Source organism: Ensifer sp. 2TAB8 (assembly GCF_052115125.1).
In the GTDB taxonomy this organism is placed as follows: domain Bacteria; phylum Pseudomonadota; class Alphaproteobacteria; order Rhizobiales; family Rhizobiaceae; genus Ensifer.
Window position 1 is genome coordinate 1,007,848 of record NZ_JBFRGB010000001.1, and the last position, 26,130, is coordinate 1,033,977.

The window sequence follows — 26,130 nt, forward strand, 5'->3', positions numbered from 1 at the left end:
CCTCCCGGGGCGCGGAAAACCGTTTTGCTCTCTAGCGTAATATATCGTCTGTGCCTCAGGCGCGGATAGTTCCAATTGACCGGGCCCGCCGTCGTTGGCGCAGGGCCAAGAAAACACCCATGGCGGTCAAAGCCGACGCGGACAGCAGGTGGATCAATTCGAATTGCGGGTGAGCGCAACCCTCTTTGATGGCGGACTGCCATACCTCGTGCTCGGCATCACCTCGGGACGTTATGGCTATCAACAAGAGCAAACCGCCGAGAAGGCTTCCGACCCAAAGCAACGCCCGAAGGCGCAATACCGTCGAGCCGATCGCCAGACAGAAAAGCGCCGCCAGACCGACCCAGTTGGTCAGAAACGCGGCCGCCTCATTGAAAACGGAGAAATCCTGCCCATCCCATCCGGGATAGATCTTGTCGCAGACTTCCGCAAAGGCCGTCTCCCACCAAAACGACACAACAGCGGCCAAGGCCGCCGTTGTGCAGAATTGCCGGGCTTTCAGCCCCATTAAAGCGTCCGCGTGATGTGCTCGACGCGGAAGCACTCGATCGTATCGCCGGCGCGAATGTCTTCGTAATTCTCGAAGGCCATACCGCATTCCTGACCGACGTTGACTTCCGAGACTTCGTCCTTGAAGCGCTTGAGGGTCTTGAGCTTGCCTTCGTGGATAACGACGTTGTCGCGAACCAGACGGACGCCGACGCCACGCTCGACCTTGCCTTCGGTGACGCGGCAACCGGCAACCTTGCCGACCTTGGTGATGTTGAACACCTCCAGGATTTCGGCATTGCCGAGGAACGTTTCGCGACGTTCCGGCGAGAGCAGACCCGACATCGCCGCCTTCACGTCATCCACCAGATCGTAGATGATGTTGTAGTAGCGGATTTCGATGCCGGCGCGCTCGGCGGCCGAACGGGCCTGCGAGTTGGCACGGACGTTGAAGCCGATGATCGCGGCGTTCGACGCTTCGGCGAGCGAGATATCGGACTCGGTGATACCACCGGCACCCGAATGCACGATGCGCGCACGAACTTCGTCGGTTCCGAGCTTGTCGAGTGCACCGGCGATCGCTTCGATCGAACCCTGCACGTCGCCCTTGATGACCAGCGGGAACTCCTTGAGACCGGAGGTCTGGAGCTGCGTCATCATCTGCTCGAGCGAGCCGCGCGAGCCGGACTGACGGGCAACCTGCTTCTCGCGGGCGAGACGCTGGCGGTATTCCGAGATCTCGCGAGCGCGGCCTTCGTTCTCGACGACGGCGAACTTGTCGCCCGCAGCCGGCGTGCCGGAAAGGCCGAGAACCTCGACCGGCATCGACGGACCGGCTTCCTTGACATGTTCACCCTTGTCGTTGACCAGCGCGCGCACACGGCCCCACTGGTCACCGGCAACGATGATCTGGCCCGGACGCAGCGTGCCCTTCTGGACGAGGACGGTCGCAACCGCACCGCGGCCGCGGTCAAGTTCAGCTTCGACCACCGTACCTTCGGCCGTCCGGTTCGGATTGGCGCGCAGGTCGAGGATTTCGGACTGAAGCAGGATCGCTTCCAGCAGCTTGTCGAGGTTGGTGCCGTTCTTCGCGGATACTTCCACGTCGAGAACTTCACCACCCATGGATTCGACGAAGACTTCGTGCTGCAGCAGTTCGGTGCGAACCTTCTGCGGGTTTGCCGTCGGCTTGTCGACCTTATTGATCGCAACGATGATCGGAACGCCGGCAGCCTTGGCATGGTTGATCGATTCGATCGTCTGCGGCATCACGCTGTCGTCAGCCGCAACCACCAGGATCGCGATGTCGGTCGCCTGGGCACCGCGGGCACGCATCGCCGTGAACGCCGCGTGACCGGGCGTATCGATGAAGGTGATCTTGTTGCCGTTCTGCTCGACCTGATAGGCGCCGATGTGCTGGGTGATGCCACCGGCTTCGCCGGCCACCACGTTGGCGTGGCGGATCGCATCGAGCAGCGAGGTCTTGCCGTGGTCGACGTGACCCATGATCGTAACGATCGGCGGACGCGGCAGCATTTCCTCTTCCGAGTCCGACACGTTGAAGATGCCCTCTTCGACGTCGGATTCCGAGACGCGCTTGACCGTGTGGCCGAATTCGCCAGCGATGAGTTCAGCCATATCGGCGTCGATCAGATCGCCGGGCTTCATCATCTGGCCTTCCTTCATCAGGTACTTGATGACGTCGACCGCGCGCTCAGACATACGCTGCGACAGTTCCTGGATGGTGATGGTCTCCGGCAGGATGACTTCGCGGGAAATCTTCTCGCGGGTTTCCTGCATCTGGCTGCGCTTGAACTTCTCCTGGCGGCGACGCATCGCCGACAGCGAGCGGGCGCGCTGCCCGGCATCCTCGTCGGCAGCGGTGCTCAGCGTCAGCTTGCCCTGGCGGCGACCGTCGTCGCCCTTCGGGCGGGCCGGAGCCTTGGCGGGCTCGGGGCGCACGACCTTGCCGCGCGCCGGACCGGCGCCCGGGCGCGGACCACGATCCTCGTCCTTTTCGTTGTCGACCTTGCGGCCGCGCAGGGCACCAGCCGGTGCCGGCGTCGGAAGGCCGGCTGCCGGAGCAGCAGCGGGACGTCCTGCCTGCGGGCGATTATCGACGCGACGCTCGGCGGAAGCCGGTGCGTGAGCAGCCACGGGGCGCTCTTCAACAACCTCTTCAACCTTTGCTTCGGGCTCGACTGCCGGGCGGGCAGCTTCCTCGGCGGCACGACGTGCGGCTTCTTCCTTCTCCTGCTGGAGACGGGCTTCTTCCTCACGCTTGCGGCGCGCTTCGTTTTCAGCACGGATGGCCGCTTCTTCGGCTTCGCGGATCTGGGCCTCTGCCAGGGCGCGGCGGCGCGCATCGATCTCACCGGCGGAAAGCTGGTTCAGGACGACGCCGACGCGCGGACGGTTGGCCTGGTTGGCTTCCTGACGGGTCTGATGGTGCTGCGGCTGCGGAGCCGGACGGCCGGAAGGCTGCGGCTGAGCCGGACGCTGTTCAGCCGGCCGTGCGGCAGGTGCCGCACTCACTGGCGTGATCGTACGCTCTTCCTTGGGGCGATGGAAAGAAGTCGGGCGTTTCCTGGTTTCGACCACGACCGCCTTGGTGCGGCCACGACCGATGTCCTGACGCACGGTCCCCTGCGAAACCCCGTGGGGCTTCAGGGTCAGCGTCTTCTTGCCTGCTGCGCTGCCTGTCTTGTCGTCGTTGTTGTCGTCAGTCATTCCGTTCCGTTCCTAGCGATCAGGCCCGGATGCGTATCACCCGACCCCGTCTTCTAAATTGTCTCGAACAATACCCGCGATGCCGGCATTCGCCGGTGACGCGTGTCATTGCTGTGGCTTGCCAGCGCCGCCTTCGGCCCGGACCGGGACGGATCCTCGGTACTTTTCGAGCATGATTGCGCGCTTCACTACACCCTCACCCGCCTGCCCTGCAAGCGCTGCGGCATGGATAAAAGCATTACTTCCTAAAAGGCCCTCCATTTCCGCCCCGGTGAAGGGACGGAAAGAAGGTATTTCCATTTCGTCGTCGGCCACGAAGCTCATCGCCTTGCGAGCCTGGTCTATCTTGCGCACGCCGTCCGCCGCAGCATCGGCTGCATGGAACACGGCAAGCGCTGCAAGGCCGCGTACGGCCTGTTCCGTCTTCGTTGCGCCGGAGATGAACTGGGCCGCCTTGCGAGCCATGTTCATCATGCCGGCCAACTGCTCGCAGAGCAGCCGGTCGACGTCATCGGCAAGCGTTGCGTCAGCCTTGACGTCCGCTTTCAGGGCGCGGGCGAAGAACTTCTTCGCCACCGCCTTTTCAATGAGCACCCGCTCGGCCTTCACCCAACATCCGCGTCCCGGAAGCTGCCGCTTCAGATCGGGAACGACGCGACCGTCCGGCCCGGCAACGAAACGGATCAACTCGTCGAGTGAACCGCTCTCGCGGGTGACGATGCAGGTCCGCGTGTTGCCGCTCCGATCCTTCGGGCCCCCGTCCGTGGGCAGAGTGTCCGAAGGCAGGCTGTCGGCATCATCAGAGGCGATCATTGTCCTTAAGCGTCCTGCTCGGCGCCTTCGGCAACTTCGATCGGCTCTTCGCCTTCGGCCTCATCGCTTGCCAGGTCCTCTTCCGTGATCCAGCCGGCCGCGAGGCGGGCCTGAACGATCATGGCTTCGGCTTCGGCGCGCGAAACGTCGAACTTCGAGAAGGTGCCCTCGAAGCGCTTGGTCTCGCCGTCCTTGCGTTCGCTCCAGCCGACGAGGTCGTCAGCGGCGCAGCCGGCAAAGTCCTCGATCGTCTTGATGCCTTCTTCGCCAAGGGCGACGAGCATCTGGCTCGTCAGGCCGTCGATCGAGCGCAGCTCGTCGGCGACACCGAGCTCCTTGCGCTTGGCATCCATTTCAGCTTCGAGCTTGTCGAGGAATTCGCGCGCACGGGTCTGGATTTCGGTCGCGGTCTCCTCGTCGAAGCCGTCGATCGACGCGATTTCGTCGAGATCGACATAGGCGAGCTCCTCGACGGCGGCAAAGCCTTCGGAAGCCAGAACCTGGCCGACCATCTCGTCGACGTCGAGCGCGTCCATGAAGAGGTTGGTGCGCTCGGTGAATTCCTTCTGACGACGCTCGCTCTCTTCCTGCTCGGTGAGGATGTCGATATCCCAGCCGGTCAGCTGCGAAGCGAGGCGAACGTTCTGGCCGCGACGGCCGATGGCGAGCGAAAGCTGCTCGTCCGGAACGACCACTTCGATGCGCTCTGCATCTTCGTCGAGAACGACCTTGGCGACTTCCGCCGGCTGCAGCGCGTTGACGATGAACGATGCCGGATCCTGCGACCACGGAATGATGTCGATCTTTTCGCCCTGCAGTTCGCCGACGACGGCCTGAACGCGCGAACCGCGCATACCGACGCAGGCGCCGACCGGATCGATCGAACTATCGTTCGAGACAACCGCGATCTTGGCGCGCGAACCCGGGTCACGGGCAACCGACTTGATCTGGATGATGCCGTCGTAGATTTCGGGCACTTCCATGGTGAAGAGCTTCACCATGAACTGCGGATGGGTGCGCGACAGGAAGATCTGCGGGCCGCGCTGTTCGCGGCGAACGTCGTAGACGAAGGCGCGGACACGGTCGCCGTAGCGCATGTTTTCGCGCGGGATCATCTCGTCACGACGGATGATGCCTTCGCCACGGCCGAGATCGACGATGACGTTGCCATATTCGACGCGCTTGACCGTGCCGTTGACGATTTCGCCGACGCGATCCTTGAATTCGTCGAACTGGCGGTCACGCTCGGCTTCGCGAACCTTCTGCACGATGACCTGCTTGGCAGACTGGGCGGCGATACGGCCGAAGTCCATCGGCGGCAGCGGATCGGCGATGAAGTCGCCGAGCTTGGCGTCCGGATTGCGATCGCGAGCAAGCTCGAGCGGGATCTGCGTGGAATAGTCGTCAGCCTTCTCGACCACTTCCAGAAGACGCTGCAGGCGGATTTCACCGGTCTTCGAGTTGATGTCGGCGCGAATGTTCGATTCCGACCCATAGCGCGAGCGGGCGGCCTTCTGGATCGCATCGGCCATCGCGGCCAGAACGATCTCGCGGTCGATCACCTTTTCACGCGCGACAGCATCCGCGATCTGCAGAAGCTCGAGCCGGTTAGCACTGACTGCCATGTCTTGTCTCCGTTTGGGTTGCAGGGGGCTTCACGCTCCGCCCGACTTATTCCTCAATAGGTGAATCTTCGTCTTCGAAATTCTCGTTCGCGGCGCGCTCGGCCTTCGCCTTCTTGTCGGCTGTCAGCGCATCACGGATCAAATCGTCGGTCAGGATCAGCCGCGCTTCGGAAAGCGTGGTGAACGGGATCACGACAACAGGTTCCTCGCCATACGCAGGCTGGTCACGCTCAAGCCGGAAACCATCGTCATCGACGGAAACGATCTTGCCGCGAAACCGCTTGCGGCCATCGACCAGAACCGACGTCTCGCATTTCAGCAGGTGACCCTGCCAGCGGAAGAAGTCGGACTTGCGCACCATCGGGCGGTCGATGCCGGCCGACGACACTTCGAGATGATACGCCTTGTCGATCGGATCTTCCACATCGAGCACCGGCGAAATGGCCTTGGAGATCTCTTCGCAATCCTCGACGGTCATGGTGCCGTCGTTGCGCTCGGCCATGATCTGCAGCGTCAGGCCATTCTGGCCGGACATGCGCACGCGCACCAGGCGATAGCCCATCGGCACGATGACCGGCTCGATGATGTCGGCGATGCGCTGGTCGAGACCGGTTTCGGTGATCAGGCGCGGTTCATTTGCATTTTCAGCCGTTGTCGTATCGGACAAACGATCATCTCCTCATCGGACCGGCTAATAAAAAAGAGCGGGTCCTGACGGGCCCACTCTTCATCTACCGATCAAGAATTTGAGGCTCATATACGCCCCATCGCCGCAAATTGCAAGGCGTTGAGCCTCATGCTGCAAATGCAGCGATCCACTCGCAACCGGCGATCTTCGACAACAAGGTCAGTTTCAGCGGGTGGCACTTCGCGTGCTCAGGCCTATAACAGGAATCGAACTGCTTCGAGACGACAATCAAGGACAAGAGAGAAGACGAGGTGCCCCACCGTATTTCGCCGCTTGCACCCTTCAAGCACGACATCTTCCGCACGATCTGGATCGCGAGCCTCGCGTCCAATTTCGGCGGCCTCATCCAATCGGTCGGCGCCGCCTGGCTGATGACCTCGATCTCCTCCTCGGCGAACATGGTGGCGCTCGTGCAGGCATCGACCTCGCTGCCGATCATGCTCTTCTCACTCGTGTCCGGCGCGCTTGCCGACAACTTCGACCGGCGGCGGATCATGCTGGTGGCGCAGTGCTTCATGCTCTTCGTCTCGGCGCTCCTGACGATCTGCGCCTATGTCGGCCTGATCACGCCCTGGCTGCTCCTGCTCTTCACCTTCCTCATCGGCTGCGGCACGGCGCTCAACAATCCGTCCTGGCAGGCCTCGGTCGGCGACATGGTCCCGCGCGAAGACCTGCCGGCCGCCGTGGCGCTGAACAGCATGGGCTTCAACATCACCCGCAGCGTCGGCCCCGCCATCGGCGGCGCGATCGTCGCGGCATTGGGTGCGGCGGCTGCCTTCTTCGCCAATACGCTCAGCTACTTCGCGATCCTCTTCGCGCTGATGCGGTGGCGGCGTGAAGTGCCGACGAACACGTTGCCGCGCGAAACGCTGGGGCGTGCCATTTCCGCGGGCCTGCGCTATGTCGCGATGTCGCCCAACATCGGCAAGGTGCTTCTGCGCGGCTTCCTCTTCGGCCTTTCGGCAAGCGCGATCCTCGCGCTGCTGCCGCTCGTCGCCCGCGACCTCGTCCAGGGCGGACCGCTCACCTACGGCCTGATGCTCGGCGGCTTCGGCCTCGGCGCGATCGGCGGGGCGCTGCTCTCCGCCCGCCTGCGGGAGAAGCTTTCCAGCGAGGCAATCGTGCGCATCGCGTTCACCGGCTTTGCCGCCAGCGCCGCGATCACGGCCTGGAGCACCTATGCGTGGCTCAGCTGTCTCGTGCTGCTGATCTCCGGCGCCTGCTGGGTGCTGGCGCTGTCGCTGTTCAACACAACCGTACAGCTTTCGACGCCGCGCTGGGTGGTCGGCCGCGCTCTGTCGCTCTACCAGACGATGACCTTCGGCGGCATTGCCGGCGGCAGCTGGCTCTGGGGTACGGCGGCCGAACAATATGGCGCGGCCAACGCGCTGATGGGCTCCTGTCTGCTGATGTTCGCCGGCGTCGTGGTCGGCTTCCGGCTGCCGCTACCGGAGTTCACCTCGCTCAACCTCGATCCGCTGAACCGCTTCAACGAGCCGCCGCTCGAACTGGATCTCAAGCCGCGCAGCGGCCCGATCGTCATCATGATCGACTACGAGATCGCCGATGACGATATCCCCGAGTTCCTGACGACCATGGCGGAACGCCGGCGCATCCGCATCCGTGACGGTGCGGGCCACTGGGCGCTGATGCGCGATCTGGAGAACCCGACCACCTGGACCGAGACCTACCACGTGCCGACCTGGGTCGAGTATGTGCGCCACAACCAGCGGCGCACCCAGGCCGACGCCGCCGTCGGCGACAAGCTGACGGCGCTGCATAGCGGTGCTGCGCCGCCGCGCGTGCACCGGATGATCGAGCGCCAGACGATCGTTCCGACGCATTACGAGCGCTACAAGCGACAGGTGAACGTGGACATGCACTAGGTGCTGTCGCCGACCCCCACGCTGACATCGATCCATGCAACAAAAAGGCCCCGTCATCGGGGCCTTTTTCGTTTTCGCACTTCAGCACGTAAGCGCGCGGAAGCGTCAGACTAGACTTACGTTAGCGCAGCTTCGCCTTCAGCGAGGCATCGGGGAAGCAGGTGGCGGCAAGCCCGCTCTTTGCCTGCCAGTCGCCGAGCGAGCGGCGCGTCTTGTAGCCGGGGAGACCATCGACCTTGCCGACGTCATAACCCTTGGCAACGAGCGCCTTCTGCATGGCGAGAACGTCCGAGCGCAGCATGTTGCCGACATCGCCCCAGTTGCCGCGGAATGCACCACCGCCGGTGGCGATGCGGTCGGCGAGGTTGCCGATGAAGAGCGCGTAGAGATCGGAGTTGTTGTATTCCTTCAGCACATAGAAGTTCGGCGTGACGATGAATTCCGGCCCGTGCCGGCCGGCCGGCACCAGCATCATCGAGGATGCCGACAGTTCGTGCGACGGGAAGACCTTGCCGGAAATCCGCGTGATGCCCTTATTCGCCCAGCTTGAGAGAGGTTGGGCGAGATCCGGCCCTTCCTGCGCACAGGAGACCGCTTCGGGGATCGACACCTCGAAGCCCCAGTCGCGACCGCGCTGCCACCCCTTCTTGACGAGATAGTTGGCGATCGAGGCGAGGCTGTCGGGCACCGAATTCCAGATGTCGCGGCGACCGTCGCCGTCGAAATCGACGGCATATTGCAGGAAGCTCGACGGCATGAACTGCGGCTGGCCCATGGCGCCGGCCCAGGAGCCGCGCATCGCCGCCTCGTCGACGTCACCGCTGTCGAGAATATGCAACGCCGCGATCAGCTCGCGCCGGAAAAGATCAGGTCGCGTCGACATGAAAGCCTTGGTCGCCAGCACGTCGACCACCGGATAGGGGATCTTGGCGCGACCGAAGCCGGATTCACGCCCCCAGATCGCCACGACCACCGAACCGGGAACGCCATAGGTGCGTTCGATCTTCTTGAGCGTCGACGCATGGGTGGCGGCAAGGCTGCGGCCAGTCGCGGCGAGCCCTTGCAGGCGCTTCTCAGAGAAGTAGCTGCCGGGCGAAGAAAACTCCGCCTGGCTCTGCTTCTGTTCCTTCGGCTTCGGGAAGCCGGGAGGCGCCAGATCCGGCAGATCCCAGTTGAGCTTCACGTCGGAAAACGCCGCCTTGAACGAACCAGCGGAAATGCCCGCCTTTTTCGCCTCCGGCCAGAGGTCGTTCTGCAACCAGCTGCGGAATTGAGCTTCGACATCCGCCTTCGTTGCCGCTTGCGCGAGCCCCAGCCAGCCGCAGAACAGCAGTGTCGAAAGTGAAAGAAGTCTCAGCATCCGGCTTCCTATCGGTTGGATCGCGGGGTTCGAAGGCGCCGCTCAGATCGACGTGCGGGCGCGAAGCGCAGCCGCCAGCGTGCCTTCATCGAGATAGTCGAGCTCGCCACCCACCGGCACGCCATGGGCAAGCCGGGTGATCTTCACCTCCATGCCTTCAAGCTGGTCGGTGATGTAGTGCGCCGTGGTCTGGCCCTCGACAGTGGCGTTGACGGCGATGATCAGTTCGCGGACGCCGCCATTGGCGACGCGCTGGACGAGGCCCTTGATGTTGAGATCGTCAGGGCCGACACCGTCGAGCGGCGACAGCGTGCCTCCGAGCACGTGGTAGGCGGCGTTCATTGCGCCGGCGCGCTCCAGCGCCCAGAGGTCGGAGACGTCCTCGACGACGATGATCACGGACTGGTCGCGACGCTCGTCGGAACAGACGGTGCAGGGATCGATCGTATCGACATTGCCGCAGCAGGAGCAGATGCGGACCTTGCGGTGCGCCTCGCCCATCGCATCGGCGAGCGGACCCAGCAGCTGGTCCTTCTTCTTGACAAGATGGAGGGCGGCGCGCCGTGCAGAACGCGGCCCGAGCCCCGGGACCTTTGCCAGGAGCTGGATGAGTTTTTCGATTTCGGGGCCGGTGACTCGTTTTGCCATGCCGCGCTTTTAGCCCATATCGGCCTGAAACGGAATCGTCTTCGAGAGAAGCGCTGCGACGATACCGGCAGAGGCGGCTACCGCGTGGCGATCGCTACCGCAGCACCGGCGATCGTCGCGGCACTCGTGCGGTTGGCGATGCGCACGGCGCGGCGGCTTTTCAGGAAGGTGCGCGCCTTCGACGCCATCGCCACCCAGCCGAAATCGACGACCACGAGCACGACCAGCATGGTCGCGACCAGCTCCATCCAGCCGACGACGGTCACCGAGCTGAGGTCGATGATCGACGGCAGCAGCGCGACATAGAACATCATCACCTTCGGATTGCCGAGCGTGACGGTGATGCCGGCGAAGAACAGCTTCATGGCGGAGCGCGACTGCGGCAGGTTATCGCCAGGCATATCCGGCTCGGCCGACCACATCTTCCAGGCGAGGTAGAGCAGATAGCCGACGCCCAGCCACTTGATCGCGAGGAAGAGCAGATGGAAGCTTTCGGCAATAGCCGCAAGACCGGCGACGGCGAAGGACAGCCAGATGGCCTCGCCGATCCAGAGCGCGACGAGGAAAGGCATGACATCGCGCGCACCCTTTGCCAGCACGCGGGCAACCAGCGCCGCAACGCTCGGGCCGGGTGAACCGGCCGCAACCAGCAATGCGCCGGCAAAGACAAGCAGGGACGTGAGTGTCATGGGCAGCCTCCTCTTGGAGGCTGCAACCTAACATGGATCGGCCCCGTTGGCAGCAGCGGCGGGCATGCATGCGTTGCGGACCGGGCGCGATCCGTTGCTGATCGCTAGGTTGGCCGCTCACGCGCCAGAAGACGGGCCGGCGCGTTACCCGGCGATGCGCACGGCCAGGCACAACCGCAACATCTGCGGGCGGCGTTCCGCCCGCATCCTGAACTCAACCTTGGAGGCGATCAGAACGGCAGCTTCATGCCGGGCGGGATCGGCAGGCCGGCGGTCAGTTCGCGGGTCTTTTCCGCCTGGACGGCTTCGGCCTTGTCCTTGGCGTCCTTGTGGGCGGCAACGATCAGGTCTTCGAGGATCTCGACGTCGTCTTCCTTGAAGAGCGATGGGTCGATCTTCAGGCTCTTGAGGGTGCCCTTGCCATCGAGGCGAACGGTCACCAGACCTCCGCCGGAGGTGCCATCGACTTCGAGCGCAGCGATTTCCGCCTGCATCTTCTCCATCTTGGCCTGCATTTCCTTGACCTTGCCCATCATCCCCATGATGTCGCGCATCGTCGTCTCCTGTTCTTTGGTTTCTGCTCGCAGACGGGACTATTCGATGTCGTCGCCAGGGACGATATCGCCATCGGCGGATTCGGCTGTCGCCGGAGCAACGCTCTCGGCCTCTTCCTCGACGGCACGAATGCGCACGTCGGTGATCTTGGCACCTGGGAACCGGGCGAGAATGGCAGCGACGTCGGGATCCTGGCGCGCATCACTGACGCGCTGCTCCTGCGCCCGCTGTTCCTGCTCGATCAGCGTCGGCTCGCCGGCCTCGCGGCTGTAGCTGACGATCCAATGGATACCGGTCCATTCCTTGAGCTTGACGGCGACCTCGCCGAGCAGCGTCTTCGGAGCATCGTCGGAAACGTTGACGTCGAGACGGCCAGCCTCGATGCGTACCAGCCGCAGGAAGCCGCGCACCAGCGTCTTGAGCTTGATGTCGCGGTTCTTGGCGCAAAGCTCGGCAATATCCGAGATCGAATTGACCGGCACCGACGGCTGCGGCTTGGCAGCCACGGCTGCCATCGGTCGCTCTTCGATCCGGCCGACTGCGACCGGTTGCGGCGCGACATCCGGCACCGCGCGCAACATCGTCGCGCCATTGCTCGTCGGGCGCTGCACCGGCATTGCCTGGGCTGCCTGCGTCGAGATCGAACCTGAAACCGAAGCCTGTGCTCCGCCGCCATTGCCACCGCCCGGGCCAAGACGGGCGCCGCCGCCTTCACCGCCAGAAAGCTCAAGCACACGCCGCGCAGCCTCTTCCGGCGCCGGCAGATGTGCGGCATGCGCCAGACGGATCAGCACCATTTCGGCAGCACCGGCCGGGCGCGCCGAGCTTTCGGCCTCGGGAATGCCCTTGAGAAGCATCTGCCAGATGCGCGACAGCGCGGTGACCGCGACGGTCTCGGCGAAGACGGCGCCGCGGGTGCGCTCGACCTCGCTCAGCGACTGATCGTTGACCGCCTCCGGCACATATTTCATGCGGGTGACGAGATGGGTGAAATCGGCAAGATCGGTCAGCACGACCGTCGGATTGGCGCCGGCCTCGTACTGTGCGGTAAATTCCTGGAGTGCTGCCGCGACATCGCCTTTGACGACATGATCGAAGAGGTCGACGATGCGGGCGCGGTCGGCAAGGCCGAGCATCGAGCGCACGGTTTCGACCTCGACCGCACCGCCGCCGTGGGCGATCGCCTGGTCGAGCAGCGACAGGCCGTCACGCGCCGAGCCTTCGGCGGCACGGGCGACCATTGCGAGGGCTTCCGGATCGAAGGAAACGGCTTCCTTACCGAGGATGGTCGAGAACAGGCCGACGAGATCGGAGGCGCTGATGCGGCGCAGGTCGAAGCGCTGGCAGCGCGACAGCACCGTGATCGGAACCTTGCGGATTTCGGTGGTAGCGAAGATGAACTTCACATGCTCCGGCGGCTCTTCGAGCGTCTTCAACAGACCGTTGAAGGCCTGGGTCGAGAGCATGTGCACTTCGTCGATGATATAGACTTTGTAGCGCGCCGAAACCGGGCGGTAGCGCACCTGCTCGATGATCTCTCTGATATCGTCGATACCGGTATGCGAGGCGGCGTCCATTTCGATGACGTCGACATGGCGGCCGTCCATGATCGCCTGGCAATGTTCGCCGGGAACACGCAAGTCGATCGTCGGCCGGTCGATGTCAGGTGTCTTGTAATTGAGCGCACGGGCAAGGATGCGGGCGGTGGTCGTCTTGCCGACCCCGCGCACCCCGGTCAGCATGTAGGCCTGCGCGATGCGACCCGTCTCGAACGCGTTGGTGAGCGTTCGCACCATCGGCTCCTGGCCGACCATCAGGTCGGAGAAATCCTTGGGGCGGTACTTGCGCGCCAGAACACGGTAGGCGGCCGGCTTCTCAACGGATGAAATGGACGTGTCGTCGCTCATCGACCCTGCCGCTGTTCGAACTCTTGTCCCGACAGGACGGAAAAGGTGGGAGGCTGGCACGATGACCCGTGCCGGGCTCGTTGGGGCTGCTTCCTTCCGGACCTGACCCGGTTGGCGAGTGGCTCGTCCACCACCAACCTCCCGGCTTCCATATCGGCAATATCGAAAGCAAATGCAAGCCAAGCCATCAAAAAACTGATATCGATATGCAAAACAAGGCGAATCCGTTGTCTTTGCCTGAGGAGAATGACTTGGCGACCTTCACCCTAGACGAGCGGCTCGAACGCGACGGCATCCCGATCGCCTCGATCGGGCTTTGCCAGATGCGGCTGATGAACGACCGCCGCTGGCCTTGGCTCGTGCTCATTCCGCAGCGTGAAGGCATCTCGGAAATCTTCGACCTGACCCCGCTCGACCAGACGATGCTGACCTTCGAGACGACGATGGCGGCGACCGCCCTGAAGAAGGTCACCGGCGCGCAAAAGATCAATGTCGGCGCATTGGGCAATATCGTCCGGCAGCTACATGTGCATATCATCGCCCGCAACGACGGCGACCCGAACTGGCCGGGGCCGGTCTGGGGCTTCGGCAAGTCGGAGCCATGGGACGAGAAAGAACATCAGGCCTTCGCAGCGCGCATTCTGGAAAACCTCTGAACATGACGAAATCGATCTTTGACCTTCGTAGCCCGCATCCGGAGCCAAGCACCCTCGTCGCCTTTTCCGAGAATCACCTGGACCGCCAGTCAGAGCACCGCGCCGACGATTGCGTCGAGCTGGCGCTCAAGCATCCCGGCGCCCATTTTCTGGCCTTCTCGGGGCCAAAGCTGATCGTCAAGCACGACGAAAAGATCATCGATCCGCTGTTTGCTCCCTATGAACTCGAAGGGCTCGAACCGGTGCTCGACGAGACAATTCTGCTCGGCTACCTGCCGAACGGCGAGCCACGGCTCGCGGTCCCGACCGGCCTGACCGAAGAGACGATCACCGAGCCCTTCAAGATCGCCGACGGCCGCACGCTCTACAGGCAGCAGATGCTGCCGGAGGAACTGCTCGGCCAGTTCGCGCAGGCATCGAGCCTGATTACTTGGAACGCCAACAACCGCTTCTGCGGCCGCTGCGCCGGCCCGATGGAAGGCAAGTCCGGCGGCTATCGCCGGGTCTGCACCGCCTGCGGCCATATGGTTTTCCCGCGCACCGACCCGGTCGTCATCATGATGACGATCGACCTTGAACGCGACCTCTGCCTGCTGGGACGCAGCCCGCATTTCGCGCCCGGCATGTATTCCTGTCTGGCCGGCTTCGTCGAGCCGGGCGAGACGATCGAAAACGCGGTGCGGCGCGAAACGCACGAAGAGTCCGGCATCCATATCGGCCGGGTGCGCTACCATGCCTCGCAGCCCTGGCCGATGCCGCACACGCTGATGATCGGCTGCTACGCCGAAGCGAAATCGACGGTCATCAAGCGCGACGAGCAGGAACTGGAGGACGTGCGCTGGTTCACGCGCGAGGAAACGATCGCGATGCTCGAACGCTCGACCGGCGTTGCCAATACCGGCGACGAGCATATTCCGCCGCCGAAGGGCGCGATCGCGCACCAACTCATGCGCGACTGGCTCGCCTGGGGCGAGCGGGCGTAAGGCCAGCCTTCGACAAGGGGGATCGGAATTGTCCCGCTCCGAACGATTGCTCGATCTTCTGCAGGTGCTGCGCCGCTATCGTCAACCGGTGAGCGGCCAGCGGCTGGCGGAAGAAACCGGCGTCAGCCTCAGGACGCTTTATCGCGACATTGCCAGCCTGCAGGCCCAGGGCGCCCACATCGAAGGTGAGCCGGGGCTCGGCTATATCCTGAAGCCGGGCTTCATGCTGCCGCCGATGATGTTCTCGCAGGAGGAAATCGAAGCGCTCGTGCTCGGCTCGCGCTGGGTTTCCAAACGCACAGACGACGACCTGGCGGGGGCTGCAGCGAATGCGCTCGCCAAAATCGCCGCCGTGCTGCCGTCCGAACTGCGCGACGAGCTGGAAAGCTCGACCCTTCTCGTGGGCCCAAGCCCGCCGGCCACCAACGGCATCGACATCGCCGCACTCAGGCGGGCGATCCGTAACGAACGCAAGGTGGAACTGCGCTACGTCGACAACGATGGCAGCGAAACGGAGCGGACGATCTGGCCCTTTGCTCTGGGTTTCTTCGAAAATGTCCGCATGGTCATGGCCTGGTGCGAACTTCGCCTGGACTTTCGCCACTTCCGGGCGGACCGCATGCGCCAGATGGCCGTGACCGAGGCGCGCTATCCGCGCCGCCGTCAGGTGCTGATGAAGGACTGGCGCGCCAGCCAGAACATTGTCGCGTCAAACCGACAGACGGTGGGCTCCTGACACGCGCGCAGGATGCTGACAGAAACTGGCAGCGGCCGAACTTAGCCTGCAACTCCCGCAACAAGGAGGCAGAGCATGACCAAGGCAAATCTCATCGTACTTTATGTGAAGGACCCGCTGGAAAGCGTCGCGTTCTATCGCACGGTCCTCGCGCAGGAACCGAGCGTTACCTACCAGACCTTTTCGTCCTTCGAGCTGCCGGGCGGTTTCACGCTCGGGCTTTGGGCCGAACACACGGTTGCCCCGGAGCCGACGGCATCGGGCCATCGATCAGAACTGGCTTTCATGGTGGAAGATGAGGGCGCGGTGCGCGCGCAGTACGAAGACTGGAAAGCGAAGGGCCTGCCGATTGCACAGGAACTGACCGAGATGGATTTCGGTCCGACCTTCGTCGCGCTTGATCCGGATGGTCACCGGTTGCGCGTCTGCCTCCATGATTCGTGATCGGGAAGGCAGCTGCGCGTATCCCGCCAGCCTCTACAGCGCCGCACATCTGAACGTGCAAAGGTGGCCGTAACTGAATGGCGGCGGGATACGCGAATGATGCGGATTAGCGGCCGTAAACGGCGGCCTGGATCTGCGAACGGGAAAGACCGATGTCGCTCAGTGCGTGATCGTCGAGAGCGTTCAGCTCGCGGATCGCACGGCGGGTCTTCGCATATTCCATGATCTTCTGACGGATCTTCATCTTTAACACTCCTTACTTGTACGAGCGTCAAATAGGCATTTGCCTAAAATTTGTGTAGCGCCACGATTGCAAACTAGGCATGCACCAAACGCGTAGCCGGTTAACGAATTTTCGCCACTTTCATCACCGGGCATGCAGTTCGAAGCCAGTGATTCTCGCGGGAAATCCGGTCGGCACTCCGCCTGATTGCCCCCACATGCACGTGAAAGATGTTAGCCAGATGCGAGGTCGCACCTGAGGCAGGCCCATCAATTAGACAACCGGGAGTTTTAGTAATTGGTCAAAATTCAGGCAGTTCCAGTTCTGAACGCCCACCCACGAACGGAAGTTCCGACGCGATCCCCCTTGAAGAGAAGCGGCGCCGACCCGCATGCCCAACGAAGTTTGGAGGTCCGGCTGACCCGCACCTCCAAAGCGCAAGAGATTGGACTTCAGCTCGAGCTAGGCTGTCTGCTCAGAGCACGCCGCGCATCGGATGCGCCTTGTAAGTGCCGAGGATGCGGACCTTCTCGGAGAAGAAGCGAAGCTCATCCATGGCGTGACGCACGCCGATATCGTCCGGATGCCCTTCGATGTCGGCATAGAACTGCGTGGCCACGAACTTGCCGCCGAGTTGATAGCTCTCGAGCTTCGTCATGTTGATGCCGTTGGTCGCGAAACCACCCATCGCCTTGTAGAGCGCGGCCGGAATGTTGCGGACGTTGAAGACGAACGTGGTGATGATCAGTTCGTCGTCGCTGTTGCGGGCGATGCGCTGCTCTTCGCGGGAAAGCACGACGAAGCGGGTGACGTTGCTTTCGGTATCCTCGACATTCTCAGCGATAATCTCGAGGCCATAGAGATCGGCGGCAAGCCGCGGCGCAAGTGCTGCCATCGAGCGATCGCCCTTTTCGGAGACGAGCTTTGCTGCACCGGCCGTGTCACCGGCGACAACCGGCTTCCAGCCATTGGATCGCACGATCTTGCGGCACTGGCCGAGTGCGTGGATGTGGCTGTGGACGGTGCGGATTTCGTCACGCGTGACACCCGGCAGCACCATCAGCTGGAAGCGGATCGGCATGAAGTATTCGCCGACGATGTGCAGCCGCGATTCGGGCAGGAGGTGATGGATATCGGCGACGCGGCCGGCGATCGTGTTTTCGATAGGGATCATCGCGAGATCGGCCTCACCGTTCTCGACAGCGACGAAGGCATCCTCGAACGTCTGGCAGGGCAGCGGCTCCATCGACGGGAACATGTCGCGGCAGGCCATGTCGGAATTGGCGCCGTAGTCGCCCTGGAAGGAAATCCTGTTGGTCTTGACGGTCACGGTAGCTTCCTTCTCAGGCTATTCGGAATGGGTAAGGCGGGCGGAGAGAATACGGCGGGCTTTTTCCAGTTCGACCGGCGTGTCGACGCCGAGCGGCACCGAACCGACGATCTCGACATCGATGCGCATGCCGGCTTCGAGCGCGCGCAACTGCTCCAGCGACTCGCGGCGCTCAAGCACCGAGGGCTGAAGCGCAACGAAACGCTCCAGCGCCTGGCGACGATAGGCATAGAGGCCGATATGATGGAAGAGCGGGCCCTGACCGTAAGGTGCGGTCGCGCGGGTGAAATAGAGGGCGCGCAACCGCGTATCACTCAGCGGCGAACCGACGACCTTGACGATGTTCGGGTTGGTCTTTTCGCTCTCTTCGGTGATCGCCACCGTCAACGTGGCGATATCGGTGCCGGCGTTTTCAAGCGGGTTCAGCGCGGCGCGGATCGATGCCGGCTCGACCGTCGGCAGATCGCCCTGGACGTTGATGACGATTTCGGCGTCGCCGTTGGGGTCGGCCTTCTGCAGCGCTTCGTAGATCCGGTCGGAGCCGGACTGGTGGTCGATCCGGGTCATGATCGCCTCGAACCCGGCGGCACGCACCACATCGAAGACCTCCCGATCGTCGACGGCGACGACGACGCGACCGACATCCGCTTCGCTGGCGCGCTTCGCCACCTGGACGATCATCGGCAGGCCGCAAATGTCGGCGAGCGGCTTTCCGGGAAGGCGTGTCGAGGCCATGCGCGCCGGAATGAGCACGATGGCTTTGCCTGAATTTTCGCGATTCATGATCTTGCTTTCAAAAACCCCGCCGAAAGTGTCAATAAGTCTCAGTTCGGGGCCGATAATCACTGTTGCAACGCAGAGCCAAAAGACATAGGTTCCGCGCGATTTCAAGATAGGCCGGGTTTTTGTTTGCGCCGGTGGCAAAGGGAGCGTTTGCAGATGAATTCATATGTGAACATGGGCGTGGGTGCCTTTCTGGGGACGGTCTTCGTTCTGATGTCCGTGTCCATTGCGTCAGAAGGCATTTTCCATTCCGAGGCTCCCGAGAAGGAAGGCTTCACGATCGTCGCCGAAGAAGGCACGGCTGAAGCTGGCACCGGTGGCAAGGAAGAAGCAGAAGTCGACATCAAGCCGCTGCTCCTCAAGGCCGACGCTTCTGCCGGTGAAACCGTGTTCAAGAAGTGCGCAAGCTGTCACACCGCCGACAAGGGCGGCGCAAACAAAGTTGGTCCGAACCTCTGGGGCCTCGTCAACCGTCCGATCGCCTCGCATGAAGGCTTCAGCTATTCGGCAGGCATGAAGACCTTCTCCGAAGGCAGCAAGGTCGTCTGGGACTACGATCACCTGAGCTTCTTCATCGAAGCGCCGAAGAAGCACGTTCCGGGCACTGCCATGGGCTTTGCCGGCGTCAAGAAGCCCGACGAACGCGCCAACCTGATCGCCTGGCTGCGCGAGCAGGCAGATTCGCCGGCTCCGCTGCCGGATGCGTCTGGCGGCGCGGCGGAAGCTGCACCGGCTGCTGGCACCGAAGGCGCAGCTCCGGCCGAAGCTCCGGCGACCGAAACCAAGCCGGCTGAAGGCCAGGCTGCGCCGGCCACGGAATCCAAGCCTGCCGAAGGCCAGCCGGCACCGGCACAATAAGCTTAGCGGTTGGAACCAACCCATTCGAAAGGGCCCGGCTCGCGCCGGGCCTTTTTGCGTTTCCAGGGCACATTGCACCGCGCATCCGGACACCACCCATCCGGCCGAATCGCCAGAGGGATTTCGCTCCTCCCGACGAAACTCTTTCCGGACATTCAGGAGCAGTCACACCAGAATATAGGCCCAGACCGAAACGCTGATGACGCCGAGCGCGGTCGTCAACGTGATGGTCGAGGAAGCGAGTGCGTGGCCGACGTTGAAATGGTTGGCGATCAGCCAGGCGTTGACGCCGGTTGGCACCGCCGATGTCAGCACCAGCGCCGTCGTCCAGTTGTCGTTGAGGCCGAGCAGATGGCAGCTCGTGAACACGACCGCGGGCATGACCAGGAGCTTCAGCACGCTGGTAAACGACGCCAGGCCGAGATTGCCGGCGAGGCCGTATTTGTCGAGCGCCATGCCGATCGAGATCAGCGCTGCGGGCGCGGCCATGGAGGCGAGCTGGTCGACGACGGTTTTCACCGGGCCGCCGAGCGGTTGACCGATGAGGTGAAACGCGGCACCGCAGGCAAGCCCGATGACCAGCGGATTGCGGACCAGGTTGCGGCCGACGCCGGCCAGAAGCTGCAGCGGGCTTTGCCCCGGCTTTCCGCTCGCGCGCCGTTCGGCCCGTTCCATCAGCAGCGTGCCCGCAATCATCATGACCGGCAGGTGCACAGAGAGCAGGATCGAAATCGCCACGATGCCCTCTTCGCCAACGATGCGTGAAACCAACGGCAAGCCGATGAACACGGTGTTGGCGAAGGCCGAGGAGACGCCGGCGAGAACCCCCATGCGTGCATCGCGGCCGAAAACGAGCGTTGCCGCCAGATGCCCGACTGTCCAGGTGACGGCGACGCCGGAGAAATAGGCGACCCAGAGCGGCCAGGGCGACCCGTCCTTGAAATCCGCTTCGGCAATGGTGCGAAACAGCAGAATGGGAACGGCGACGCGAAAGACGAAGTCCCCGAGCGCTTCACCGACTGCCGGTTTCAGATAGCCTGAGCGAACCAGGAGCCAGCCGGCAAGGATCAGTATGAAGATAGGCAGGACGTTCTGGAAGATATCGGACATGCACGGGCCCTGGATCACAATGATTTGCGGCGTGTCGCCTCGAAATCACCGAACGTGATCGCTTCTCATGAGGTAGAGCGAGATGCGGGCGGAGGACCGCAGGCACTTTCCTCATCCCGCTCCTGGATGGTCGCACCAGCAATAACCGCCTTCGCACCCGGGCCGCAAGCGCATGTGCGGCCCCAACACCAAGGGAACCTTCGTCGGTTGCAGGCGTTCGGAAGAGCGTGAGGAACGGACCATGCCGCCAGAAAGACCCATATATGCCCACCGGGACGATGACCCGCATCTGAGGGATGACGCGCTCGCCGCCAAGGTGCTGCGCTTTATCGGCTATGCGACGATGATCGATACCAGCGCGGTCTCGGTGATGGCGCTCGGCGAGATCGTGGTGCTTTCCGGCGAGGTTGCAAGCGAAGCGGACATCTCCTGCGCCGGCGATGCGGCGGCACTCGTCGTCGGCGTCGCGAGCGTCGAGAACCGATTGACCGCGAAGCCAGACGCGGCAGACTGAACCAAGCCCCTATCCACATTTTCTGGGCCACATTCTCCAGGACAACCTCTGGGCGAAACGCTATCGATCCATGCATGAACACATGTTTCGATCGATTCGGATGGAAGTTGGAAATGGGACTGAGGGCTATTGCGCCGAACATGGCGCTGGACGTCGTGGCGAACATCGATCGGAGGCTTGAGGCGATCCGAGCGCAGAACCACGTCGTAATCCCGATCGCCATCGAAAGCGGCAGCCGCGCATGGGGCTTCCCCTCCCCGGACAGCGACTATGACTGCCGCTTCATCTTCGTTCGCCGGCTGGAAGATTACCTGTCTCCCTGGGTCAAGCGGGACGTTATCGAAACGCCGCTCGAAGGCGTTTTCGACGTCAACGGATGGGACCTCGGCAAAGCGCTGAAACTGATGCTCAAGGGCAATGCCGTGATCCTCGAATGGCTGACATCCCCAATCGTCTATTGCGGCTCAGCATCCTTTCGCACCCGCTTTCTGGAGTTGGCCCATCTCTATGCGAGCAGGGACCTGATCGGGCGCCACTACCTTCACCTGGGCGATCGCCAGCGCAAAACCTATTTTGGCGACACCCAGAACGTTGCCCAAAAGAAGGTCTTCTATGCGCTACGGCCTGCGGCTGCGTTGAGATGGCTGCGCGGCCATCCCGATCTGGCCGTGCCTCCCATGCATTTTCCGACCCTCATGGCCGAAATTGACCTGCCACCCCGGGTCAGGGCGATCGTGGATGAACTTCTGTTGCGCAAAGCATCCAGTCGAGAACTGGGCTTTGCCGCCGTTCCACGCCCTATTCTCAACTTCATCGACAACGAGTTCCTGCTGGCGCAGGACGCATTTGGCGGTGGTCGCATACATGCCCCGCCGGAAGCCTACGGAGATGTGGAAACATTCTTTCAAGAAACGGTGCTCAGCTTCGCCGAAGGTGCTCGGGCTTGACGACCGAGATCCAGGGTCTGCGAGCAACGCGTGCCCGGGTTGTTGAAACCTGGCCCAGATGCTAAGCACGCCGACGTTTGATCGATGAACTCTTTTTTGGATTGACCGCATGAGGACCGAAGCGTCAGCAACCAGGTAAGCCGCAACAACGGTTTGAAAAAGTTGTTGCGGCGTCTGTCGGCTCACACTCCCAAGATTTGATGAAGTGGCAGATCGCCGCCGAATGTTACCCATTTGTGCGGATGTTTCATCATGCCCGATCATAACTCACCCCTCTGGTCCTATTCGCTACCGGCAGCCCTGCTGCTGATGGCGCCTTTCGATATCCTGGCGTCGCTCGCCATGGACATCTATCTGCCTGTCGTGCCGGAAATGCCCGGCATCCTCGGCACGTCACCGGCGATCGTCCAGCTGACGCTCAGCCTCTACATGCTGCTACTCGGCCTCGGACAGATCCTCTTCGGCCCGCTCTCTGATCGCTTCGGTCGGCGTCCGGTCCTTCTCGGTGGCGCGACGCTGTTTGCGCTTTCGTCGCTGGGGCTTGCAGCCACGAGTTCGGCACCGGCCTTCGTGGCACTCCGGCTGGTGCAAGCGGCGGGCGCTTCGGCCGCACTGGTCGCGACCTTCGCGACGGTGCGCGACGTCTATGGCGCACGCCCGGAGGGCGTGACCATCTATGGCCTCTTCAGCGCCATGCTCTCGTTCGTGCCGGCGCTCGGGCCGATTGCCGGCGCGCTGATAGCAGGTACCTTCGGCTGGCGGGCGATCTTCCTGACGCTCGGCGTGCTCGGTCTTGCCGCACTCGGCCAGGCCTTGCTGCGCTGGTCGGAAACCCGGCCAGCGCAGTCGAGCAACGTGATGCCCAGCTTCGCACCGGTTCTCAGGAGCGGTGCGTTCTGGACCTATACGCTCGGCTTCAGTACGGCGATGGGCGCGTTCTTCGTGTTTTTCTCGACCGCGCCACGCCTGCTCATCGATCGCGCCGATTATTCGCAGTTCGGCTTCAGCCTGGCCTTTGCGACCGCCGCGGTGGTGATGATCATCACCACGCGCTTCGCCAAGGGCTTCGTCGCGCGCTACGGAATCCCGGGCTGCCTTGCCCGCGGCATGGGCCTGATCATGCTCGGAGGGCTGCTGCTTGCGGTCGGCGACGTCCTTGCCACACCTTCGTTCGTCAGCTTCGTGCTGCCCATGTGGGTGATCACCGTCGGCATCGTCATGAGTGCCTCGGTAACCGCAAACGGCGCGCTCAAAGCTTTCGACGCGATCGCAGGAACGGCCGTGGCACTCTACTTCTGCGTCCAGAGCCTGATCGTCGGCCTCGTCGGCACCGGCGCCGTGCTGCTGCTCAGGGGTGACACGGCCTGGCCGCTCGTCGGCTACTGCCTGGTGATGGCGACGATCACGCTGCTGACGCTGGCGTGCCTGAACCGGCGTGAACGGCGCTAGGCCCGATCTCCCGGAGCGGTCACCTGCTCCGGGAGCTTTCCACCGACATATCCGGCGGTGGCCGTGACGATCAAAGGATGCCTCTTGACCTCGCCCCTGGGGCAAGCCCCAGACTTGTCCCCATGACCGATTCCTATTTCCTCGCCGGCCGATTCGGCGCCGCCACAAGACTGTCGCCGAAAGCATTGCGGCTCTATGCCGAGCAGGGCCTGCTCGTACCCGCCCATATCGATCCGGTAACCGGCTATCGCTACTACGCCGCCGAGCAGGCGGGTCGCGCCCGACTGATTGCAAGACTGCGGCAACTGGGTCTGCCGATTGCCCGGATCGCGCGCCTGATCGAGCTTCAGCCCGAGGTGCGCCTCACCGAACTGCGCGCCTGGCTGGAGGTACAGACAAAACGGCTCGAGGAGCAGAGCGAACTGGTAGAGGCAATCGTCAGGCAATCCACCGGTGGCGATGATGCACTGATCGAGGCCGTTCGCCTCCGTGACGTCGCCCCTTCGAAGATCGTCTATCGGCAGGGCCATGTGACCGTCGACGCGCTTGAAGCTTTCACGGAAAGCGCCGAAGCGGAGATCCGGAGCTATCTGGCGCAATGCGGCAAAAGCAACGACGGGCCGATGACGCTGCATTTCCATGAACCCGTGAACCATGACGGCAAGGGCCTCGTCGAAGTCGCGATCGGCTATGCCGGCAGTCTTGAGCCGGCAGGCGATCTGCACCTGCGGCTTCAGCCAGCGGGGCGAGCGGCGTTCCTGCCGGTGCCCGAGGCGTTCGAAACCTTTCCGGCGGTGCTTCGTATCTACGACGCGATCGAGGCCTGGTTTGAACAAGGCAGCGATCTCGACTGTTTCGGCAGCCCCTACGAAATCTATCCCGGCAGCGACGGCGCCCGGTTCGACGTCGCCTATCCCATCGAGCCTAGAACCCATTCCTCAGGGAATACCACGTCCCCGGCCCCGGAAATGCTTGATCGAAGCCATTCCGCAAGCCACCTCGCACCTCCGATAACCCAAGGAACCAACCAATGCGGCACGTTCCCTATGTGGGCTCCGGCCCCTATTGCTACGCCAACTCCTTCGCCATGATGTTCGGCGAGGCGGCGCCCTCGCCCACCGTCATCGAATTTGCCACGAGCAGCCCGTTCGGCATGCAGCTCATCGGCGGCTCGCTGCCGTTCTTCGATCCCTATGGCTGGGATCCGGAAGCCGGGTTCGACGGCGCACTTGCCGCGCTCGGCTGGACCTCGGAGGTCAGCAAGGGTGACGATGCCGAGGACGCGCTTTCGCGTCTCCGCTCGGCACTGAAGGACGGGCCCGTCTGGGTCGGGCCGGTGGAAATGGGTCATCTCCGCCATCAGCCCGGCATGACCGGGCCGATCGAGGCCGACCATTATGTCGTGATCCTCGCGCTCGACGAAGAACGGGTGTTGATGCACGACCCGCAGGGCTACCCCTACGCCTCGCTGCCCATCCGCGACTTCATGGCGGCCTGGAGCGCGAAGACGCTCACCTACGGCGATTCCTTCACGATGCGGTCCGGTTTCTCGTGCGTGGCGGAGGTTTCGGAGGTGGAGGCGATCCGGGCCTCGCTGCCGGCTGCAATCCACTGGCTATCTATGGCGACGGACCGGCCGATGCCGCCTGATAGCCTCGGCAACGCCGACGCCGCCGAGACGCTGGCGACGCGCGTCGAACAAGGTTGTGACCAGGGTCTGCGCGCCCATTTCGTCCACTTCGCCGTTCGTGTCGGTGCCCGCCGCGCCGCAGACGCTGCAACCTGCCTCAAGCGCGCAGGCCTTCCCAGGTCCGCGGCGATCGCGGGCGAACAGGCGCAGTTCATCGGCGCGCTGCAATACCCGCTGGTTCTGCGCAGAGATGCGGAAGCCGCCGAAACACTGCGGCGGCTGGCTCCGACCTACGATCGGCTGCTCACCGCTCTGCGAAGCGGAGACTGATTGCGGTGACCACGGCATCGCGAACGGAAAACCGCCTCGCACTTTTCCTGGAGTTGGCTCATCGAAGTGACGCAACTCCGGACGGAAAACCGCCTCGCACTTTTCCTGGAGTTGCTTCAGGCGATAAGCTCAGAGAAGCTCTTCGGGCGTTCAGACTTCGCGTCGCGCACTGTCGCGTAGTGAAGGCCGACGACACCGTTGTCGTAGTTTTCGCTGCCGATGAGCCGCAGGTCGTTCTTATCCCTCAGCCGCGCGAACCACGGTTCTCCCGGCGAGACGACGGGATAGACGAAGAAGTGGTAGCGATCGACCAGTCCGAGGCCGATGATCGTCTGCGCCAGGCTTGCTCCACCCGAGAGATGGATATCGCCGCCGGGCCCGGCCTTGAGATCCGTGAGGTAACGCGAAAGCGCCTCATCATCGGCAGCCACGACCCGCTCGGCATTGTGCCAAGGGCTGATCGGTTCGCCGGTGCGGGAGAACACGATCTTGCGGTAGTCGTGCATGCGTTTGGCCATTACGCGGTTCGTCTCGCCGCCCGCCTCGTCGTTCAGCGCGCCCGGCCAGTAGCCGACCATCTCCTCATAGGTGGTGCGACCGACGAGAACCGTGTCGTAGCCGGCGTAGAGACGGTCGATCGCCCGGTACTGCTCGTCAACGACCGTGCCCATCCAGGCAAGCGGATCGTCCAGGCGACCATTGAGCGTCGTCATCATCTGCAGCACGATATTGCGCATGTCATTGCCT

26 protein-coding genes and 1 other RNA gene are annotated in these 26,130 nt (G+C 63.0%); 11 read left to right on the forward strand and 16 right to left on the reverse strand.

Annotated elements, in window-relative coordinates:
- Positions 1-55: 55 nt before the first annotated feature.
- From AB4Z53_RS05040 to rimP, 5 genes are all read right to left on the reverse strand, one after another.
- The gene (locus AB4Z53_RS05040) at positions 56-508 is read right to left on the reverse strand and encodes a hypothetical protein (RefSeq protein ID WP_291152592.1); all 453 of its coding nucleotides are present in this window, start codon (positions 506-508) and stop codon (positions 56-58) included.
- On the reverse strand, positions 508-3,219 hold the full coding sequence (gene infB / locus AB4Z53_RS05045; protein WP_441595042.1) for a translation initiation factor IF-2: 2,712 nt from the start codon (positions 3,217-3,219) through the stop codon (positions 508-510). Before infB ends, AB4Z53_RS05040 begins: the two co-directional genes overlap by 1 nt.
- A gap of 105 nt (positions 3,220-3,324) precedes the next feature.
- Positions 3,325-4,032 carry an RNA-binding protein gene (locus tag AB4Z53_RS05050; protein WP_441595044.1) on the reverse strand — a complete coding sequence of 236 codons (708 nt, stop codon included), beginning with the start codon at positions 4,030-4,032 and terminating at the stop codon, positions 3,325-3,327.
- A 5-nt stretch (positions 4,033-4,037) separates the two neighbouring features.
- On the reverse strand, positions 4,038-5,657 hold the full coding sequence (gene nusA, locus AB4Z53_RS05055; protein ID WP_113538852.1) for a transcription termination factor NusA: 1,620 nt from the start codon (positions 5,655-5,657) through the stop codon (positions 4,038-4,040).
- 46 nt (positions 5,658-5,703) lie between these two features.
- The gene (gene rimP / locus AB4Z53_RS05060) at positions 5,704-6,324 is read right to left on the reverse strand and encodes a ribosome maturation factor RimP (protein WP_113538851.1); all 621 of its coding nucleotides are present in this window, start codon (positions 6,322-6,324) and stop codon (positions 5,704-5,706) included.
- A 272-nt stretch (positions 6,325-6,596) separates the two neighbouring features.
- Between rimP and AB4Z53_RS05065 the strand changes: the two genes are divergently transcribed.
- Positions 6,597-8,231 (forward strand): MFS transporter, encoded by a 1,635-nt coding sequence (locus tag AB4Z53_RS05065; protein WP_291152587.1) that lies wholly within the window; start codon positions 6,597-6,599, stop codon positions 8,229-8,231.
- A gap of 121 nt (positions 8,232-8,352) precedes the next feature.
- On the opposite strand, the gene AB4Z53_RS05070 is transcribed toward AB4Z53_RS05065, so the two are convergent.
- The 6 genes from AB4Z53_RS05070 to ffs all read right to left on the reverse strand — a co-directional run bounded on the left by AB4Z53_RS05070 (position 8,353) and on the right by ffs (position 13,532).
- Positions 8,353-9,591, reverse strand: coding sequence for a lytic murein transglycosylase (locus AB4Z53_RS05070; RefSeq protein ID WP_113538849.1), 1,239 nt, complete (start codon positions 9,589-9,591; stop codon positions 8,353-8,355).
- Between the two features lie 42 nt (positions 9,592-9,633).
- Positions 9,634-10,239 (reverse strand): recombination mediator RecR, encoded by a 606-nt coding sequence (gene recR, locus AB4Z53_RS05075; RefSeq protein WP_113538848.1) that lies wholly within the window; start codon positions 10,237-10,239, stop codon positions 9,634-9,636.
- A 77-nt stretch (positions 10,240-10,316) separates the two neighbouring features.
- Complete coding sequence (locus AB4Z53_RS05080) at positions 10,317-10,928, reverse strand: LysE family translocator (protein ID WP_113538847.1); 612 nt, start codon at positions 10,926-10,928, stop codon at positions 10,317-10,319.
- Positions 10,929-11,158: 230 nt separating this feature from the next.
- Positions 11,159-11,482 (reverse strand): YbaB/EbfC family nucleoid-associated protein, encoded by a 324-nt coding sequence (locus tag AB4Z53_RS05085; RefSeq protein WP_029742357.1) that lies wholly within the window; start codon positions 11,480-11,482, stop codon positions 11,159-11,161.
- A gap of 39 nt (positions 11,483-11,521) precedes the next feature.
- Positions 11,522-13,390, reverse strand: coding sequence for a DNA polymerase III subunit gamma/tau (locus AB4Z53_RS05090; RefSeq protein ID WP_441595048.1), 1,869 nt, complete (start codon positions 13,388-13,390; stop codon positions 11,522-11,524).
- A 45-nt stretch (positions 13,391-13,435) separates the two neighbouring features.
- Positions 13,436-13,532: signal recognition particle sRNA small type (ffs, locus tag AB4Z53_RS05095), an RNA gene on the reverse strand.
- Between the two features lie 64 nt (positions 13,533-13,596).
- Here ffs and AB4Z53_RS05100 point away from each other — a divergent pair.
- The 4 genes from AB4Z53_RS05100 (at position 13,597) to AB4Z53_RS05115 (ending at position 16,209) form a co-directional block, all read left to right on the forward strand.
- Positions 13,597-14,046, forward strand: coding sequence for an HIT family protein (locus tag AB4Z53_RS05100; protein WP_162768814.1), 450 nt, complete (start codon positions 13,597-13,599; stop codon positions 14,044-14,046).
- A gap of 2 nt (positions 14,047-14,048) precedes the next feature.
- Positions 14,049-15,029 (forward strand): NAD(+) diphosphatase, encoded by a 981-nt coding sequence (gene nudC / locus AB4Z53_RS05105; protein ID WP_113538844.1) that lies wholly within the window; start codon positions 14,049-14,051, stop codon positions 15,027-15,029.
- 28 nt (positions 15,030-15,057) lie between these two features.
- The gene (locus AB4Z53_RS05110) at positions 15,058-15,765 is read left to right on the forward strand and encodes a helix-turn-helix transcriptional regulator (protein WP_441595051.1); all 708 of its coding nucleotides are present in this window, start codon (positions 15,058-15,060) and stop codon (positions 15,763-15,765) included.
- A 75-nt stretch (positions 15,766-15,840) separates the two neighbouring features.
- On the forward strand, positions 15,841-16,209 hold the full coding sequence (locus AB4Z53_RS05115) for a VOC family protein (protein WP_113538842.1): 369 nt from the start codon (positions 15,841-15,843) through the stop codon (positions 16,207-16,209).
- Positions 16,210-16,315: 106 nt separating this feature from the next.
- Here the strand turns inward: AB4Z53_RS05115 and AB4Z53_RS05120 are convergent, their stop codons facing one another.
- The 3 genes from AB4Z53_RS05120 to AB4Z53_RS05130 form a co-directional block, all read right to left on the reverse strand.
- Positions 16,316-16,453, reverse strand: coding sequence for a DUF1127 domain-containing protein (locus tag AB4Z53_RS05120; RefSeq protein ID WP_064817013.1), 138 nt, complete (start codon positions 16,451-16,453; stop codon positions 16,316-16,318).
- A 454-nt stretch (positions 16,454-16,907) separates the two neighbouring features.
- Entirely contained in the window at positions 16,908-17,762 is an 855-nt protein-coding gene (locus AB4Z53_RS05125) for a prephenate dehydratase (protein WP_441595053.1), read from the reverse strand.
- A gap of 18 nt (positions 17,763-17,780) precedes the next feature.
- Positions 17,781-18,545: a 3-deoxy-manno-octulosonate cytidylyltransferase gene (locus AB4Z53_RS05130; RefSeq protein WP_441595055.1), complete on the reverse strand. Its 765-nt coding sequence runs from the start codon at positions 18,543-18,545 to the stop codon at positions 17,781-17,783.
- Positions 18,546-18,701: 156 nt separating this feature from the next.
- On the opposite strand from AB4Z53_RS05130, the gene AB4Z53_RS05135 reads away from it, so the two are divergent.
- Positions 18,702-19,403 (forward strand): c-type cytochrome, encoded by a 702-nt coding sequence (locus AB4Z53_RS05135; protein WP_441595057.1) that lies wholly within the window; start codon positions 18,702-18,704, stop codon positions 19,401-19,403.
- A gap of 165 nt (positions 19,404-19,568) precedes the next feature.
- Here AB4Z53_RS05135 and AB4Z53_RS05140 read toward each other — a convergent pair whose 3' ends face one another.
- Positions 19,569-20,513: an AEC family transporter gene (locus tag AB4Z53_RS05140; RefSeq protein ID WP_441595059.1), complete on the reverse strand. Its 945-nt coding sequence runs from the start codon at positions 20,511-20,513 to the stop codon at positions 19,569-19,571.
- 241 nt (positions 20,514-20,754) lie between these two features.
- On the opposite strand from AB4Z53_RS05140, the gene AB4Z53_RS05145 reads away from it, so the two are divergent.
- From AB4Z53_RS05145 to AB4Z53_RS05165, 5 genes are all read left to right on the forward strand, one after another.
- Entirely contained in the window at positions 20,755-21,027 is a 273-nt protein-coding gene (locus AB4Z53_RS05145; RefSeq protein WP_441595061.1) for a BON domain-containing protein, read from the forward strand.
- A gap of 140 nt (positions 21,028-21,167) precedes the next feature.
- Complete coding sequence (locus AB4Z53_RS05150; protein ID WP_441595063.1) at positions 21,168-21,974, forward strand: nucleotidyltransferase domain-containing protein; 807 nt, start codon at positions 21,168-21,170, stop codon at positions 21,972-21,974.
- A 252-nt stretch (positions 21,975-22,226) separates the two neighbouring features.
- Entirely contained in the window at positions 22,227-23,423 is a 1,197-nt protein-coding gene (gene cml, locus AB4Z53_RS05155) for a CmlA/FloR family chloramphenicol efflux MFS transporter (RefSeq protein WP_441595065.1), read from the forward strand.
- A gap of 122 nt (positions 23,424-23,545) precedes the next feature.
- A complete protein-coding gene (locus AB4Z53_RS05160; RefSeq protein WP_441595067.1) occupies positions 23,546-24,514 on the forward strand; it encodes a MerR family transcriptional regulator in 969 nt (322 codons plus the stop codon).
- Complete coding sequence (locus AB4Z53_RS05165) at positions 24,454-25,383, forward strand: hypothetical protein (RefSeq protein WP_441595069.1); 930 nt, start codon at positions 24,454-24,456, stop codon at positions 25,381-25,383. Before AB4Z53_RS05160 ends, AB4Z53_RS05165 begins: the two co-directional genes overlap by 61 nt.
- A gap of 116 nt (positions 25,384-25,499) precedes the next feature.
- Here the strand turns inward: AB4Z53_RS05165 and AB4Z53_RS05170 are convergent, their stop codons facing one another.
- Positions 25,500-26,120, reverse strand: a complete 621-nt coding sequence (locus AB4Z53_RS05170; protein WP_291152540.1) for a dihydrofolate reductase family protein — start codon at positions 26,118-26,120, stop codon at positions 25,500-25,502.
- Positions 26,121-26,130 lie beyond the last annotated feature (10 nt).

What these genes read in the sequence shown, in the direction of transcription:
- AB4Z53_RS05085 (WP_029742357.1), bottom strand. Translation starts at nt 11,482, where the DNA reads ATGCGCGACATCATGGGGATGATGGGCAAGGTCAAGGAAATGCAGGCC.
- AB4Z53_RS05120 (WP_064817013.1), bottom strand. Translation starts at nt 16,453, where the DNA reads ATGAAGATCCGTCAGAAGATCATGGAATATGCGAAGACCCGCCGTGCG.
- AB4Z53_RS05070 (WP_113538849.1), bottom strand. Translation starts at nt 9,591, where the DNA reads ATGCTGAGACTTCTTTCACTTTCGACACTGCTGTTCTGCGGCTGGCTG.
- AB4Z53_RS05090 (WP_441595048.1), bottom strand. Translation starts at nt 13,390, where the DNA reads ATGAGCGACGACACGTCCATTTCATCCGTTGAGAAGCCGGCCGCCTAC.
- infB (WP_441595042.1), bottom strand. Translation starts at nt 3,219, where the DNA reads ATGACTGACGACAACAACGACGACAAGACAGGCAGCGCAGCAGGCAAG.
- AB4Z53_RS05170 (WP_291152540.1), bottom strand. Translation starts at nt 26,120, where the DNA reads ATGCGCAATATCGTGCTGCAGATGATGACGACGCTCAATGGTCGCCTG.
- AB4Z53_RS05140 (WP_441595059.1), bottom strand. Translation starts at nt 20,513, where the DNA reads ATGTCCGATATCTTCCAGAACGTCCTGCCTATCTTCATACTGATCCTT.
- AB4Z53_RS05145 (WP_441595061.1), top strand. Translation starts at nt 20,755, where the DNA reads ATGCCGCCAGAAAGACCCATATATGCCCACCGGGACGATGACCCGCAT.
- AB4Z53_RS05100 (WP_162768814.1), top strand. Translation starts at nt 13,597, where the DNA reads ATGCAAAACAAGGCGAATCCGTTGTCTTTGCCTGAGGAGAATGACTTG.
- AB4Z53_RS05150 (WP_441595063.1), top strand. Translation starts at nt 21,168, where the DNA reads ATGGCGCTGGACGTCGTGGCGAACATCGATCGGAGGCTTGAGGCGATC.
- AB4Z53_RS05080 (WP_113538847.1), bottom strand. Translation starts at nt 10,928, where the DNA reads ATGACACTCACGTCCCTGCTTGTCTTTGCCGGCGCATTGCTGGTTGCG.
- AB4Z53_RS05040 (WP_291152592.1), bottom strand. Translation starts at nt 508, where the DNA reads ATGGGGCTGAAAGCCCGGCAATTCTGCACAACGGCGGCCTTGGCCGCT.
- AB4Z53_RS05115 (WP_113538842.1), top strand. Translation starts at nt 15,841, where the DNA reads ATGACCAAGGCAAATCTCATCGTACTTTATGTGAAGGACCCGCTGGAA.
- AB4Z53_RS05135 (WP_441595057.1), top strand. Translation starts at nt 18,702, where the DNA reads ATGAATTCATATGTGAACATGGGCGTGGGTGCCTTTCTGGGGACGGTC.
- recR (WP_113538848.1), bottom strand. Translation starts at nt 10,239, where the DNA reads ATGGCAAAACGAGTCACCGGCCCCGAAATCGAAAAACTCATCCAGCTC.
- AB4Z53_RS05130 (WP_441595055.1), bottom strand. Translation starts at nt 18,545, where the DNA reads ATGAATCGCGAAAATTCAGGCAAAGCCATCGTGCTCATTCCGGCGCGC.
- AB4Z53_RS05160 (WP_441595067.1), top strand. Translation starts at nt 23,546, where the DNA reads ATGACCGATTCCTATTTCCTCGCCGGCCGATTCGGCGCCGCCACAAGA.
- AB4Z53_RS05165 (WP_441595069.1), top strand. Translation starts at nt 24,454, where the DNA reads ATGCGGCACGTTCCCTATGTGGGCTCCGGCCCCTATTGCTACGCCAAC.
- nusA (WP_113538852.1), bottom strand. Translation starts at nt 5,657, where the DNA reads ATGGCAGTCAGTGCTAACCGGCTCGAGCTTCTGCAGATCGCGGATGCT.
- AB4Z53_RS05050 (WP_441595044.1), bottom strand. Translation starts at nt 4,032, where the DNA reads ATGATCGCCTCTGATGATGCCGACAGCCTGCCTTCGGACACTCTGCCC.
- nudC (WP_113538844.1), top strand. Translation starts at nt 14,049, where the DNA reads ATGACGAAATCGATCTTTGACCTTCGTAGCCCGCATCCGGAGCCAAGC.
- cml (WP_441595065.1), top strand. Translation starts at nt 22,227, where the DNA reads ATGCCCGATCATAACTCACCCCTCTGGTCCTATTCGCTACCGGCAGCC.